The following is a 13,882-nucleotide window of genomic DNA, read 5'->3' as shown; positions in this document are numbered from 1 at the left end:
GCGCGCATGTTCACCAATTTCGATTTTGACGTCATCCGTCGCTCGCTGGCGTATCTGTTTCTCGACGGCATGACGTTTACGTTGATGCTGACCGGCCTCTCGGCCGTTGGCGGCCTTGTGTTCGGCACGCTGATTGCGTTGATGCGGCTGTCGGACTTCAGGGTGCTCGGCCGTATCGCCGGCCTCTATGTCGATCTCATCCGGTCGCTGCCGCTGGTGCTGGTGATCTTCTGGTTCTATTTCCTCGTTCCCTATATCGCGCAATGGCTGACGGGGTCGTCGCGGCCGGTTCCGGTTGGCGCCTTCACGTCCTCGCTCGTCACCTTCATCATGTTCGAGGCCGCGTATTTTTCCGAAATCATGCGCGCGGGCATCCAGTCGATCGCGAAGGGACAGCCCGCCGCGGCCCAGGCACTCGGTCTGACCTACGGCCAGACCATGCGCTATGTCGTGCTGCCGCAGGCGTTCCGTAACATGTTGCCGGTGCTGCTGACGCAGACCATCGTGCTGTTCCAGGATACTTCGCTGGTCTACGTGGTCTCGATCACCGACTTTTTGGGCGCTGCGAGCAAGGTCGCGGAGCGCGACGGGCGGCTGGTCGAAATGTATCTGTTCGCCGCAATGGTCTACTTTGTGATTTCCTGCTTTGCCTCCTTTGGCGTGCGGCGCCTTCAGGCCCGCATCGCGATTGTCCGCTAGCGAGAGTTGTATGATCGAGATCAGTCACGTCGACAAATGGTATGGGCCAAGTTTCCAGGCGCTGAAGGATTGTTCGACTGGCGTCGCCAGGGGCGAGGTGGTCGTGGTGTGCGGCCCGTCGGGGTCGGGAAAATCGACGCTGATCAAATGCGTCAACGCGCTGGAGCCGTTTCAGAGCGGCGAAATCATCGTTGACGGGATCAAGGTCAACGACCCCAGGACCGATCTGCCGAAGTTGCGCGCGCGGGTCGGCATGGTGTTTCAGCACTTCGAGTTGTTTCCGCATTTGCGGATCATCGACAATCTGTGTCTGGCGCAGGAGAAAGTGCTGGGGCGGTCGCACGACGAGGCGGTGGCCAAGGCCTCAAAATTGTTGGACCGGGTCGGCCTGAAGGAACAGGCGCGCAAATATCCAGCCGAATTGTCCGGCGGCCAGCAACAGCGGGTAGCGATCGCCCGGGCGCTGGCGATGGACCCGATCGCCATGCTGTTCGACGAGCCGACCTCGGCGCTCGACCCGGAAATGATCAGCGAAGTGCTCGATGTGATGGTCGATCTCGCCCGCGAGGGCATGACCATGATGGTCGTGACCCACGAGATGGGTTTTGCGAGCAAGGTCGCGCATCGCGTCATCTTCATGGACCAGGGCGAAATCGTCGAGGATGCGCTCAAGATCGATTTCTTCGGCAGTCCCCGCAGCGACCGCGCGCAGAAATTCCTGTCCGGGATTCTCTCGCATTGAGGCCGGACGTCATTCCGGGGCGCGTCTAAGACGCGAACCCGGAATGACGAGATTCCGGATTCGTCGCTTCGCAACGCTCCGGAATGACGCTACATCAGCCGCCGGAGCGCCATTCCAATTTGATGGATCGTTCACTAACAATTCCCTTATACTAGACGACGCAACTGCGTCGCAGTCCGATAGGAGAATTCGCTTGGATCAGATCGCTTACGTCAACGGCTCGTTCCTGCCCCTCGCAGACGCCAAGGTGTCCATACTGGATCGCGGCTTCCTGTTCGCCGATGGCATCTACGAAGTCGCTGCCGTGCTGGATGGCAAGCTGATCGACAACGCCTCGCATTTGGCGCGGCTGGAACGCTCGGTCGGCGAGATCGCGCTGGCGCTGCCGGAAACGACCGATCGCATCCAGGAGATCCAGAAAGAACTGGTCGCGCGCAACAACCTCGTCAACGGCATGGTTTATCTGGAGGTGACGCGCGGTGCTGACAGCGGGCGCGATTTCGCTTTCCCGAAAAGCGGTGTCAAGCCGACGCTGATCATGTTCACGTCGGTCAAGGACATCATCAACGCGCCATCGGCAAAAACCGGCATTGCCGTGATTACCGTGCCTGACATCCGGTGGGAGCGGCGCGACATCAAGAGCGTGGCGCTGCTGGCGCAGGTGCTGGCGAAGCAGGCCGCAGCGGAAGCGGGCGCCGGCGAGGCCTGGATGATCGAGGAAGGCATGGTGACCGAGGGCGGATCGTCATCGGCCTTTATCCTGACGCAGGACGATGTGCTGGTGACCCGGCAAAATTCGAGTGCGATTTTGCCGGGTTGCACCCGCAAGGCGGTGGTCGCCCTCGCCGAAGAGCGTCAGCTCCGGGTCGAGGAACGGCCGTTTTCGGTTCAGGAAGCGCTGGCAGCAAAGGAAGCTTTCACCACCAGTGCGACCGTGTTCGTGCAGGCGGTGGTCAGCATCGACGGCAAGACCGTTGCCAACGGCAAGCCGGGACCGATGACCAACCGGTTGCGCGAGATCTATGTGGATTTCGCCCGCGCGACGGCGGTGTGATCTTGCGCGCCGGCAACACTACGCCGCGCTGGCTTTGACCCTTACCGGCGGAACCGAGCGGAAGCTGATCGCCAGTCGGTTCCAGGCGTTGATGGTCGCGATCAACATGGTCAGATTGACCGTCTCCGTTTCGGAGAAGTGGGCGCGTACCTGCTCATAGACGTCATCCGGCGCGTGGGTTTCCGAGATCAGCGTCACCGCCTCGGTCCATGCCAGCGCCGCGCGTTCGCGGTCGGTGTAAACAGGCGCTTCCCGCCAGGCATTCAACAGATATAGCCGCGCTTCGCTTTCGCCGTGCTTGCGGGCGTCCTCGGTGTGCATGTTGATGCAGAACGCGCAGCCGTTGATTTGCGATGCGCGCGTCTTCACCAGTTCGATCAGGGATTGTTCGAGGCCGCTGCTCTTGACCTGGGTCTCCAGCGCGTTGAGCGCTTTGATGGTGTCGGGCGCGGCCTGAAAGAAGTTCATTCGGGGTTTCATCGCTGTTCTCCTTCGAGTTGCTGTTTGCGGAATATTTAGTGTGCGCCGCCACTTTCAAGATGGTCGGGCTTTTTCAGGAGCAGGGTTGCAATCAGTGCGACAATGAGTGCAGCGCCGAGCAGATAGAAGGTATCGCTGAAGGCCAGGATGAAAGCCTGCTTCTGCACGACCTGACCGATGGCGACGATGGCGCGATGCGTAGCTGCCGCGTGATCGGCGACTCCATGATTGATAAAATATTGCGTGAGCTGTTCGATCCGCGTACGGGTCGCCTGCTCGAACAGCGAGACCGACTGCATCAGCACGTTGGAATGATATTGTTCCCGCTTGGTAAGCAGTGTCTGCAAGACCGCAATGCCGACGGCGCCGCCCAGGTTCCGCATCATGTTGAACAGGCCCGAAGCGGAACCAGCGTTCTCGGCCTCGATGCCGGAGGTGGCGACAGCGGAGAGCGGCGCGAATGCCAACGCCTGACCGACGGCGCGGACAACATTGGGCCAGAACAACTGATCGGAGCCGTAATCCGTTGTCATGTAGATGTTCATGAAATTGCTGGCGGCGAACAGCGCGAAGCCGATGCCGATGACGAGGCGAGGGTCGAAGCGCCTCATCAGCCGCGGCACCAGCGGAATCAGGACGAGTTGCGGCAGTCCGGTCCAGGCCAACACCATGCCGATCTGCTCGGAATTGTAGCCCTGAATGCGCGACAGATATTGCGGCAGGATGAAAACCGATCCGTATAAAGCGACGCCCATCAGGAAGTTGGCCAGCACGCCGAAGCCGAAATTGCGGCGCGCGAGCAGCCGCAGATTCAACAGCGGCTTCTTGCTGGTCAGTTCGATCCAGAAGAACAGGGCCAACGCAATGACAGCGATTACCGACAGGCGGACGATGAAGGGCGATCCGAACCAGTCGTCCTTGTTGCCTTCCTCGAGCACGGTCTGCAGCGCGGCCAAACCGATCGCCATGGTGACGATGCCCTGCCAGTCACCCTCGCGCAGCAGCGAGAGCTTCATCGGCTTTGATTCCAGCGAGAACCACAGCATGCCGACCATCAGCGCGCCCGGCGCCAGATTGACATAGAAGATGTACTGCCAGCCCCAGTTCTCGGTGAGATAGCCGCCGATGGTCGGGCCGATCGCGGGCGCGAAGGTGGCTGATACCGCGAACAACGCGAGACCGACAGACTGCTTGGCCTTCGGCAGCAGCGTGATGATCAGCGTAAAAGCCATCGGGATCAGCACACCGCCGGTGAAGCCCTGGATCGCACGCAGCACGATCATTTGCGGCAGGTCCTGCGCCAACGCACAGGCGGCCGAAAACACCAGAAACAGGATGGCGTTGGTCAAAAGATAGATTCGGATCGAGAACACCTGCGCGAGCCAGCCGCTCAGCGGGATCACGATGATCTCGGCGATCAGATAGGAAGTCGAAATCCAGCCGCCGTCGTCGATGCCGGCGCCGATCGCGCCCTGAATGTCCGCCAGCGAAGCATTGACGATCTGGATGTTGAGCACCGCCATGAAGGCGCCGAGTGTCGCGCCGAACACCGCAACCCAGGTCTTCGCGGAAACCGCCGGAGCCGGCTTGTCGGGTGCTGCGACTGTGCGGGCACGATTGCCGCTCAGGCTGGCGGATCCGGCGTCGATGGTGGTCGGGAGTGTGGTCATGGCGGTCCTCCTGGTTACAGAGGCAGAATGCATTGGGCGGAGAAATCAGATAATCGGCCAAAAAGCGGAAGGATTATCCAGCAGGGCTTGATGATGCCCTGCTGGAACGCGTGCGGCCTCAACTGCCGTTGGGACGCATCACGGCCGGGTTTGATGCGAGCCGCTTGTTCGTTTCCCGCTCGGCGACCACGGTCGCCTTGGTGTCCACCGTCGGCTCGGCCGACATGCCCGGGCGAAGCAGGCCGGTCAGGCTGTGGTCGTCGAGCACGATCTTCACGGGGACGCGCTGCACGATCTTGGTGAAATTGCCGGTCGCGTTGTCGGGCGGCAGCAGCGCGAATTCCAGGCCGCTTGCCGGCGACAGGCTATCGACATGGCCCTTGAGCTTGGTGCCATGGAAGCTGTCGATCTCGACTTCGACCGGCTGACCGTTACGGACATGTGTGAGCTGGGTTTCCTTGAAGTTCGCCACCACATAGACCGCATCGAGCGGAACGACCGCCATCAGCTGCGTGCCGGCCTGCACGAATTGACCGACCCGCAGCGAGCGCGCCCCGACGGTGCCGTCGACCGGCGCAATGATTTGCGTATAGGACAGATTCAACGCGGCCTGTTGTTCGACCGCGCGGGCGTGGTCGAGTTGCGCCACGGCCTTGGCGCGCTCGGTGGTGAGAACATCGATCCGGCGCCGCGCCGCAAGCAGGCCGGATTTGCCGTGCTGCAATTGCGCGGTTTTTTCCCGCAGCGCCGCATCGGTCTGCTGGGCACGCTGCACCGTTCCGGAGCCGGACTTCATCAGGTCGTCGTAGCGGGCCTGTTCTTCCCGCGCGAATTTCAGATTCGCTTCGGCGGCAGCAACATCCGCACTGCCTTGTTCAATGACCGGCTGCTGCAGGCCGATCTGGGCGTCGAGGTTACGCACCGCAGCCTCAGAGCCCGCGACATCGGCCTGGGCCTGATCGAGCGCGGTCCGGAAATCGCGATCGTCGATCCGCGCCAGCAATTGTCTGGCTTTGACCGGCTCGTTGTCGCCCACCAGCACTTCGGCGAGATAACCGGAGACTTTCGGCGCGACGATCGTCGAGTCCGCCTTGACGTAGGCATCGTCGGTCGATTCCAGGTACCGCCCCGTGGTCAGATAGTAATGGCCGAAGTCGGCGGCGCCGGCGACGCCGAGGGCCAGCATCAATGCCAAGGCGGCCCGCTTGATCGCCTGCCGTGACGGACCAAGGCTAATTTTTGCTTTTGAATCAGATATATAAGAAAGGTCCGTCATGACATCCTCTGCCAAATAGGCGTCCTTCATCCGAGGGCGCTGTACTGCGCTCACAAGGTGCAATGTCGCGGTGGATCTGATAATCCGGTAAAAAATGGAAGGATTATCCAGTAAGGGCGGATAATCGGAGGCGTGGATGGATCGGCTGACCAGTCTGACGGCGTTCGTCCGGGTTGTGGATAGTGGCGGTTTTTCAGCCGCCGGCCGCCGCCTCAATATGTCGACGACGATGGTCAGCAATCACGTGCAGGCCCTCGAAGATCGCCTCGGCGCGCGGCTTCTCCATCGCACGACGCGCAAGGTCAGCCTGACCGAGGTCGGCAAGGCCTATTATGATCGCTGCACGCAGATCCTCGCCGATATCGAACAAGCGGATGACATCGCAGGCGCCTTGCAATCTACACCGCGTGGAACGTTACGCATCTACACCGCGACCCACATCGTTCCGTTCATCTCGCCGGTCGTCGCCGGATTTCTCAGCTCCTATCCCGAGGCCAAGGTGGATCTGACGATGGGCGAACGAAACATCGATCTGATCGACGAAGGTTTTGACATCGCAATCCGGCTCACGCCGCCACCCGATTCAAGCCTGATCGTCCGCAGCCTCGCGACCTGGCGGCACGTGTTATGTTGCTCGCACGGCTATCTCGAAAAGCACGGGCGGCCCCAGCAGCTCTCCGAACTTTCGGGGCATAATTGCGTCCGCCACGCCATGTATCCGTATGAGGATGAGTGGCGTTTCACGGATCGCAAGGGCATGCCGGCTTCGGTGCGGATATCAGGCAATCTGATCACCAACAGCGGCGAGACGCTACGGACAGCGGCGCTGCAGGGAATAGGCATTTGCCTCGCGGCAGGATTTTTGGTCCATGACGATCTCGAATCCGGCCGGCTGGTTCGCCTGTTGTCCGAATATCGACCTGTCGAATTGTCGATGAATGCAGTTTATCCGCATCGTCACCATTTATCGGTGAAGGTCAGAACCTTTATCGATCTTCTCGCGCAGCACAGCGCCGAGCAACAGAAGCTGATCAATCCCTATTCCTGAGGCAAAGACTGTCATTCCGGTGCGATACGTTGGCATCGCCGGCGCGCCATCCGGAATAACGGAGCAGGGATTTCGCGCGGTCCGCCATCTGGATCGGCGGGAAGCAATGCAATAACGTCGTTTCGTTCAATCAATTGATCAGGCAAGCCGATGTTTCCGCGAAAGTCAGTGTTATTTCATTCCTCTACAATGTTGTTCGGTGCGGCAATTGCCTCTGTTCTGGCGACGGACCCATTGTTGGCGGCTGATGTCTTGTTCGGGCCGCAGCCCGGGGCTGCGTTGTCGGTTGAAAAGCTTTCGCCGATCGAGGATTTCATCAATGGCGAAGTAGCCGCGGGTCGAATTCCCGGCGCCGTCGTCCTGGTCCAGCGTCATGGCCAACCGGTCTATTTCAAATGCTTCGGCAAGCGTGATGTCGACGCTGGGACGCCGGTGACGCCGGATACGATTTTCCCGATTCATTCGGTCACCAAGACTATTACAAGCGTCGCGGCGATGATGCTGGTGGACCAGGGCAAGATCTCGCTTAGCGATCCCGTCAGCAAATACATTTCATCCTTTGCCAATATGAAGGTCGGCGTCGAGCGGAAAGATGAATCCGGCCGATCGATGCTCGACCTGGTGCCGCTTCGCCGCCCCATCAATGTCGAGGATCTGCTGCTGCAGACATCCGGCATCACCTACGGCTTCTATGGCGACGGTCTCGTCAAGGCGGCCTATGACGGTATCTATCTCGGCGATTTCGACAATGCCGGATTCGCGGAGCGGATTGCGAAAGTGCCGCTGGCCGAACAGCCGCGCACCCTGTGGGATTACGGGCATTCGACCGATATTCTCGGCCGTGTGATCGAGGTTGCTTCCGGTCAATCGCTCTATCAGTTCGAAAAGACAAACCTGCTCGATCCGCTCGGCATGACCACCACGAAGTTCTTCCTGACCGATCCGGCCGAACGGGCGCGTTACGCCCAGCCGCTGGCCAGAGACCGGCATGTCGAGCGCAACTCGCTCGATGTCACGCGATGGGAATCCGGCGGCGGCGGAATGGTCTCGACCATCTCCGACTTCGCCCGCTATGGGCAGATGCTGCTCAATGGCGGCACGCTGGACGGCAAGACCTTTCTCAGCCCTGCGACCTTTGCGGCGATGACGACCGATCATGTCGGTCCGGGGGCGGGCGTGGCGCGCAATTATTACTATTACCCCGGCGATGGCTTCGGATTTGGCTACGGCTTCGGTATCCGCACCGATCCCGGCATTACAGTGCCACCACCGCCGGGCTCGTTTGGAGAGGTCAAGTGGGATGGCGCCACGGGCGTCTACCTCGTGGTCGACCGTGCCGAGGATATGTTTTTCGTCGTGATGCAGGATTCACCGTCCGGGCGCATGCACGTCAACACCACGGTGAAGAAGATCATTTACGACGCGTTCGAGAAATGATCCAACGAGCCGGCTGGCGGACCTGTTGGGAATCGAATCGATGCTGCGGAAACTGGACGGAAGCGAGCAGATCACGACGGCTCCGGCGCGCATCATGGCGCTTGACCGCGCGCGGACGTGCATCACACTCCTGGTGCTGCTGCATCACTCGGTCGTCAACTACACTTATTTCGGCAATGGCGACCGGGCGCGCTGGCTCGGGTTTGATCTGGTCGTGCTGTTCAACGACAGCTTCTTCATGGCCTGCATGTTTTTTATTTCCGGATTGTTCGTCTGCGACAGCCTGACCCGAAAGGGGCCGGCGATCTTCCTGGGTGAGCGCGCCTGGCGGCTGGGCGTGCCGTTCCTGCTGTCGATCTTCGTGCTTATGCCGATCGCCTATTACCCGACCTTCCTGCGCTATCATCTGCCGGGGACGACGGATTTCAACTTTCTGCATTTCTGGTGGCACACGCTCACCATTGGACCCTGGCCTTCGGGGCCGGTCTGGTTCCTATGGGTGCTGTTGGCGCTCGACGCGATTGCGGCGCTGGTCTGGTCGTTTGCATCAGGAGCGATCGGAGCGCTTGGCCGGTTGATCTTTTCCCTGCGCAACCGGGCGACGCTGGCCTTCATTGCATTTCTGATCTTCTCGGTCGCGATCTATCTGCCGATGCGGCTCGCCTTCGGCGACGCAAGCTGGCTGGAGCCGGGCGGCTACCCGCTGCCGATTCAGACCAGCCGTATCCTGCTCTATGCCGGTTACTTCTTTACTGGCGTCGGCGTCGGCGCGGTCAGCTTAAGGACCGGCGTGCTGGCAGAGAATGGTGACATCGTAAAACGCTGGCTGGTCTGGGCGGCCTTCGCGCTTCTGTTCTATGCCGCGATCCTCGCTCTTGTTTATATCCATCACAATTGGGTGGCTGACCTGAACTCGCCGCCGCTATCCTGGAGAGTGGGCTACGGCGTTACCTTTGCGCTGTTCAGCGCTGCGATGACATTCGCGGAGCCGGCGATGTTCCTGCGCTTTGCGAATGCCAATTGGCGCTGGATGGACGCGCTGCGGCCTTCCGCTTACGGCGTCTTCCTCGTGCACTACATTTTCATCATCTGGCTGCAATACGCGGTCTATGACTATTCTTGGCCCCCGGGCGTCAAGTTTGCCGTCGTGTTCGCGGGCACGTTGTCGCTGAGCTGGACGCTCATCGTATTGCTGCGAAAGATTCCATTCGTGGCGCGAATGATTTAGATCGTCATGCCCGGCCAAGGCAGTCTGCCTTGCGCAGACCACGCCAATTTTTCTGCGATGCGAGGCACTTACATCTTTTAATCTTGTTCAGTCTAGGAAGACGTGGATGGCCGGGACGAAGCCCGGCCATGACGCAAAAGCAGATCACTGCAGGCTACGGCTTCAGGATCAGCTTCTGAACCCGCCAGTTCAGCAATTCGGCCGCGTAGATCACATTCTCGGAGGGACACGCCAGCGCGTGGATCCAGCCGAACTGTTTCAATTGCTTGCCGGATTTGCCGAGCATGCCGAGCACCTTGCCATCGAGGCTGAGCTTGTAGATGCGGCCCGGCCACGCATCAGAGCTGTAAAGCACCTGGTGCGGCGGTGGCGTGATGCAGATCGCCCACGGTGAGCCCGGCGCAAACGTGCCGCCTGCCATCATCGCCTCATCGGGGATCTTGCCGATCGCGGGTTTGGCGTCCGGCGGCACCGGCACATCGATGACGAACTGGCGCAGGAATTTGCCGTCTTTGTCGAACACCTGGATGCGGTGGTTGCCGCGGTCCGCGACATAGACATTGTCGTTGGCGTCGGTGGCGATGGAGTGCGGGGTGTTGAACTGACCAGGCTCCTTGCCACGCTCGCCCCATGATTTCAGCCAGTTGCCGTCCTTGTCCACCTTGGCGACGCGCGAGTTGATGTAGCCGTCGCTGATGAACGTGTCGCCGGCCTTGTCCCAGGCCACATCGGTGACTTGACGGAACCGGCCGTCTTCCGCCGGCAACGGCGGCTTCGGATGCTTCAGCGGGGCGGTGTCCTCATCGGAGGCTTCCTGCTTGCGGCCGAACACCATGATCACGCGACCCTCGGGATCGAACTTGATCACCATGTCCGAACCCTTGTCGGTCACCCAGATATTGTCCTGGGGATCGATCTTGACGCTATGGCCGAACGACCACGCATAAAGGTTCTTGCCGATTTCGCGGACGAATTGGCCTTTCGCGTCGAATTCCAGCAGCTGCGCCGCTGCCGCCGCGTAAGCCGGCCCGCTGGTGTTGCCGCGCGACAGCACGAAAACGTGGCCCTTGGAGTTGACCGCAACGCCCGACGCTTCGCCGAAATACATGTTGGTCGGCAGCTTCAGCGGATTGGGGACGGAGTCGAAGGCGATTGTGGGTACATTTTGCTGAGCAAAGGCCGGCGGCCCAATCAACACCAGAAAACCGATCAACCAATGCTTCATGCTATTCTCCCCAGAGCGCTCGTTTGCTTTTGTCTTTGAAACGGATGCTAGTCTATGACACGTCCCGGCGTCCATCGCCGCTGGCGTATACAGTGTCATGACCGTTCGTCGTCAGGCGCATAGCCTATAAGGACAGGACTCGTCGAGCTCCAGGATGTGGAAATGTCGTCTCTCAAAATAGCGTGTCCGCCGAACGTCAAACGGGGTTTTCGGCGGCTTGCGCTGACCGCGCTGGCGCTGTTGTCGACGATGTCGATCGACAAGGCTTTTGCCTTGTATCCGGACAGGATCGTCCGGATTGTCGTGCCGTTTGCGCCGGGCGGCGGCACCGACGTGATTGCGCGCACCCTGGCGCAGGAGATGGCCGGGGATATCGGCGTCACCGTCCTCGTCGAGAACAAGCCGGGAGCCGGGACCATCATCGGGACCCAGGCCGTCGCAACCAGCGTACCGGACGGCTACACGCTCTTGATGGGAACGTTCGCGAACGCGGTCAATCCCAGCTTGAACGCCAAGCTGCCTTACGACCCGAACAAGGATTTCGCTCCGGTTGCGCTGGTTGCACGTTCGTTCAATATCGTCGTGGTCAATCCCAAGTCTCCGATCAAATCGATTGCCGATCTGATTGCCGCGGCCAAGGCCGAGCCCGACAAATTGTCCTACGGGACATTTGGCGTCGGCACGTCTGCGCATCTGGCGGGCGAGCTTTTCAAGAATATGGCGAAGGTCAATCTGGCGACCATACATTACAAGGGCGCTGCGCCCGCCATTACCGACCTGATCGGCGGGCAGATCCAGGTCATGTTCACGACGGTCGCAAGTGCGGCTTCGCTGATCGAGAATGGACAGTTGCGCGCGCTTGCGGTGACATCAGCTGAACGTTCACCGGCGTTTCCGCAACTACCAACGGTCGCCGAGGCCGGCGTGCCCGGCTATGCCGCGGAAAGCTGGTACGGCCTGTTCGCGCCGGTAAAAACCCCTGTTGACGTGATCGACCGCCTCAACAAATCAGCCGCCAACGCCGTTCAATCCGAAGCCTTTAAAAGGCTGGGCGTGAATGAAGGTCTTGTGATGGTCGCGCAGCCGCCCGAAGAACTTGACCGATATTTTCGCGGCGAGGAAGAGCGCTGGCGCAAGGTGATCCAGGATGCGGGGATCAAGGTCGAGTAAGGGCAGGCCGAGATCACGGAGCGGCAGCGGGAAGTTAATCCGCCGCCGGCTTTCTTTATTTCAGGAATATTGGCTGATTGTCGGTGTTGCAGAGGAACATCTGCAGCGCAGCGATCCGTCGCGCCGATTTTCGAAGTACCGATAAAAAACCGGGCAGGGGGGAGCGCGATGAGGGGACTGACGGGCGAGATCCGCGTTTTTGCGAGGTGGAAATTCGGTGCGACAGCGCTTTTGTGCGCTGCGATTGCGACTGCAAGCCCAAACCGCCGACAAGCATCTCGGCAAATAACCGCCCGATCGATCAAAGTTCGGAATTTCAGCCACTACCTGCAAAGTCAGAGAGGGATGACCATGTCAAAAATGTTACAATATACGCTTGCAGCCGCCGGCGTTGTTTTAATGTGTGCCGTATCTTCTGCTTCGGCGCAGGAAACCGTCCGCATTCGCGGTACGATCGAAAGCGTCGATGGTCCGGTTTATGTGGTCAAAAACCGTGATGGCACCGAGCTGAAGCTGACCGTCACCGACAAGCCGCTATTCGTCGCGATCGTGAAATCGACGATGGCCGACATCAAGCCAGGCATGTTCGTCGGCTCGACCGGGATAACGCAACCCGATGGCAGCCAAAAGGCCATCGAGGTGCACATCTTTCCGGAATCGATGCGCGGTACCGGCGAGGGCCACTACGATTGGGACCTCAAGCCGAATACCAAGATGACCAACGCCAATGTCGAGCAGACCGTCGCCGGCGTTGACGGACAGATGCTGTCCGTCAAGTACAAGGACGGCGAGAAGAAGCTGCTGGTGACGCCCGAGACCGCGGTTGTTACCTACGTCAACGGCAGCAAGGACGACCTTAAACCGGGAATCAAGGTTTTCGTGGCGGCGGCGAAGAAGCAGCCCGACGGCACCCTGCAAACTCCGCGCATTACGTACGGCAAGGACGGCCTGACGCCGCCGATGTGACGGCGGCGCGATTATCAGCCTCGCGACAACATAACAACTTCAACCTGGGAGGATACCATGCGTTCTATTGTTTCCATGATCCTGGCGGCTGGCGCCGTTGCTATCATGAGTTCGCCAACTCTTGCACAGACGCCGCCGCCGGCGCAACCATCGGCGGGTGGGACACCTGATGCGATGCCGTTCGACATTCCCTATGGCGTGTCGATCGGGCTTGAGCGCGCCAAGCAGGTGATGGCGGCGGCGGAAGCCGAAGCGAAACGGCGAAACTGGAAGATGAACATCGCCGTGGTCGACACCAACGGCGAACTCGTGCATTTCTCGCGGATGGAGGGCGCCCAGATTGCGTCCGGCCCGATTTCGATCGGCAAGGCCCGCACCGCGGCGCGCTTTCGGCGCGAATCCCGGCTGTTCTACAATGCCTATGAAGCCGGCCATGCCTATACCGGCACACTCGATCCGACGCTGGTCGCGAGCCCCGGCGGTTTTCCGCTCGTCGAGGGCGGCAAGCTCATTGGCGCCGTGGGTTGCAGCGGCGGCACCGGCGATCAGGACGCCGCGGTATGCAAGGTCGGTTCTGAAGTCGTGAAATAAGGATAGCCAGCGAAGAATTGATCTCGTCGTGCCGCATCGCAGCAGTCGATTCGCTGGACGGCACGACGATTAAATCTTTTAATCGCCGGAGTCAGGAGTCCGGCTATGTGGATACTATTGCTGTTGCCCTTCATCGGCCTGTTGTGGGTGCCGTTCTATAATTCCCTGGAGCCGGCGCTGTTCGGCTTTCCGTTTTTCTATTGGTACCAGCTGGCATGGGTACCGATCAGCTCGTTTTTGATCTGGCTGGTTTATCGCAGCCGCACATCAGATGAAGCGCCGTAACCCGGAAGGTT

General features: G+C 60.1%; 14 protein-coding genes. 10 read left to right on the top strand and 4 right to left on the bottom strand.

Going from position 1 to position 13,882, the window contains the following annotated elements; all coding sequences use genetic code 11:
• Positions 1–6 precede the first annotated feature (6 nt).
• The 3 genes from BLV09_RS18415 (at position 7) to BLV09_RS18405 (ending at position 2,495) form a co-directional block, all read left to right on the top strand.
• Positions 7–699, top strand: coding sequence for an amino acid ABC transporter permease (locus BLV09_RS18415; protein ID WP_146688360.1), 693 nt, complete (start codon positions 7–9; stop codon positions 697–699).
• Positions 700–709: 10 nt separating this feature from the next.
• Positions 710–1,441 (top strand): amino acid ABC transporter ATP-binding protein, encoded by a 732-nt coding sequence (locus BLV09_RS18410; protein ID WP_146688359.1) that lies wholly within the window; start codon positions 710–712, stop codon positions 1,439–1,441.
• A 193-nt stretch (positions 1,442–1,634) separates the two neighbouring features.
• On the top strand, positions 1,635–2,495 hold the full coding sequence (locus tag BLV09_RS18405; RefSeq protein WP_167558783.1) for a D-amino-acid transaminase: 861 nt from the start codon (positions 1,635–1,637) through the stop codon (positions 2,493–2,495).
• Between the two features lie 18 nt (positions 2,496–2,513).
• Here the strand turns inward: BLV09_RS18405 and BLV09_RS18400 are convergent, their stop codons facing one another.
• The 3 genes from BLV09_RS18400 to BLV09_RS18390 all read right to left on the bottom strand — a co-directional run bounded on the left by BLV09_RS18400 (position 2,514) and on the right by BLV09_RS18390 (position 5,921).
• Positions 2,514–2,975, bottom strand: a complete 462-nt coding sequence (locus tag BLV09_RS18400) for a carboxymuconolactone decarboxylase family protein (RefSeq protein ID WP_146688357.1) — start codon at positions 2,973–2,975, stop codon at positions 2,514–2,516.
• 35 nt (positions 2,976–3,010) lie between these two features.
• Positions 3,011–4,645, bottom strand: coding sequence for an MDR family MFS transporter (locus BLV09_RS18395; RefSeq protein ID WP_146688356.1), 1,635 nt, complete (start codon positions 4,643–4,645; stop codon positions 3,011–3,013).
• A 118-nt stretch (positions 4,646–4,763) separates the two neighbouring features.
• Positions 4,764–5,921 (bottom strand): HlyD family secretion protein, encoded by a 1,158-nt coding sequence (locus tag BLV09_RS18390; protein ID WP_167558782.1) that lies wholly within the window; start codon positions 5,919–5,921, stop codon positions 4,764–4,766.
• A gap of 136 nt (positions 5,922–6,057) precedes the next feature.
• Here BLV09_RS18390 and BLV09_RS18385 point away from each other — a divergent pair, with 136 nt between their 5' ends.
• From BLV09_RS18385 to BLV09_RS18375, 3 genes are all read left to right on the top strand, one after another.
• Positions 6,058–6,969, top strand: a complete 912-nt coding sequence (locus BLV09_RS18385; RefSeq protein ID WP_146688354.1) for a LysR family transcriptional regulator — start codon at positions 6,058–6,060, stop codon at positions 6,967–6,969.
• A gap of 150 nt (positions 6,970–7,119) precedes the next feature.
• Entirely contained in the window at positions 7,120–8,406 is a 1,287-nt protein-coding gene (locus BLV09_RS18380; protein WP_146688353.1) for a serine hydrolase domain-containing protein, read from the top strand.
• A gap of 40 nt (positions 8,407–8,446) precedes the next feature.
• On the top strand, positions 8,447–9,634 hold the full coding sequence (locus BLV09_RS18375; RefSeq protein WP_146688352.1) for an acyltransferase family protein: 1,188 nt from the start codon (positions 8,447–8,449) through the stop codon (positions 9,632–9,634).
• A 154-nt stretch (positions 9,635–9,788) separates the two neighbouring features.
• Here BLV09_RS18375 and BLV09_RS18370 read toward each other — a convergent pair whose 3' ends face one another.
• Positions 9,789–10,859, bottom strand: a complete 1,071-nt coding sequence (locus BLV09_RS18370; RefSeq protein ID WP_174556552.1) for a peptidyl-alpha-hydroxyglycine alpha-amidating lyase family protein — start codon at positions 10,857–10,859, stop codon at positions 9,789–9,791.
• Positions 10,860–11,021: 162 nt separating this feature from the next.
• Between BLV09_RS18370 and BLV09_RS18365 the strand changes: the two genes are divergently transcribed.
• The 4 genes from BLV09_RS18365 to BLV09_RS18350 all read left to right on the top strand — a co-directional run bounded on the left by BLV09_RS18365 (position 11,022) and on the right by BLV09_RS18350 (position 13,871).
• Positions 11,022–12,029: a tripartite tricarboxylate transporter substrate binding protein gene (locus BLV09_RS18365; RefSeq protein WP_146688351.1), complete on the top strand. Its 1,008-nt coding sequence runs from the start codon at positions 11,022–11,024 to the stop codon at positions 12,027–12,029.
• Positions 12,030–12,380: 351 nt separating this feature from the next.
• Positions 12,381–12,995 (top strand): hypothetical protein, encoded by a 615-nt coding sequence (locus BLV09_RS18360; RefSeq protein WP_146688350.1) that lies wholly within the window; start codon positions 12,381–12,383, stop codon positions 12,993–12,995.
• Positions 12,996–13,052: 57 nt separating this feature from the next.
• Entirely contained in the window at positions 13,053–13,586 is a 534-nt protein-coding gene (locus BLV09_RS18355) for a GlcG/HbpS family heme-binding protein (protein ID WP_146688349.1), read from the top strand.
• A gap of 105 nt (positions 13,587–13,691) precedes the next feature.
• Positions 13,692–13,871 (top strand): DUF3311 domain-containing protein, encoded by a 180-nt coding sequence (locus BLV09_RS18350; protein ID WP_100383795.1) that lies wholly within the window; start codon positions 13,692–13,694, stop codon positions 13,869–13,871.
• The last annotated feature ends 11 nt before the right edge of the window (positions 13,872–13,882 follow it).

This window comes from Bradyrhizobium canariense, assembly GCF_900105125.1.
Lineage (GTDB): Bacteria > Pseudomonadota > Alphaproteobacteria > Rhizobiales > Xanthobacteraceae > Bradyrhizobium > Bradyrhizobium canariense_A.
This window is presented reverse-complemented; position numbering and strand designations above follow the sequence as displayed.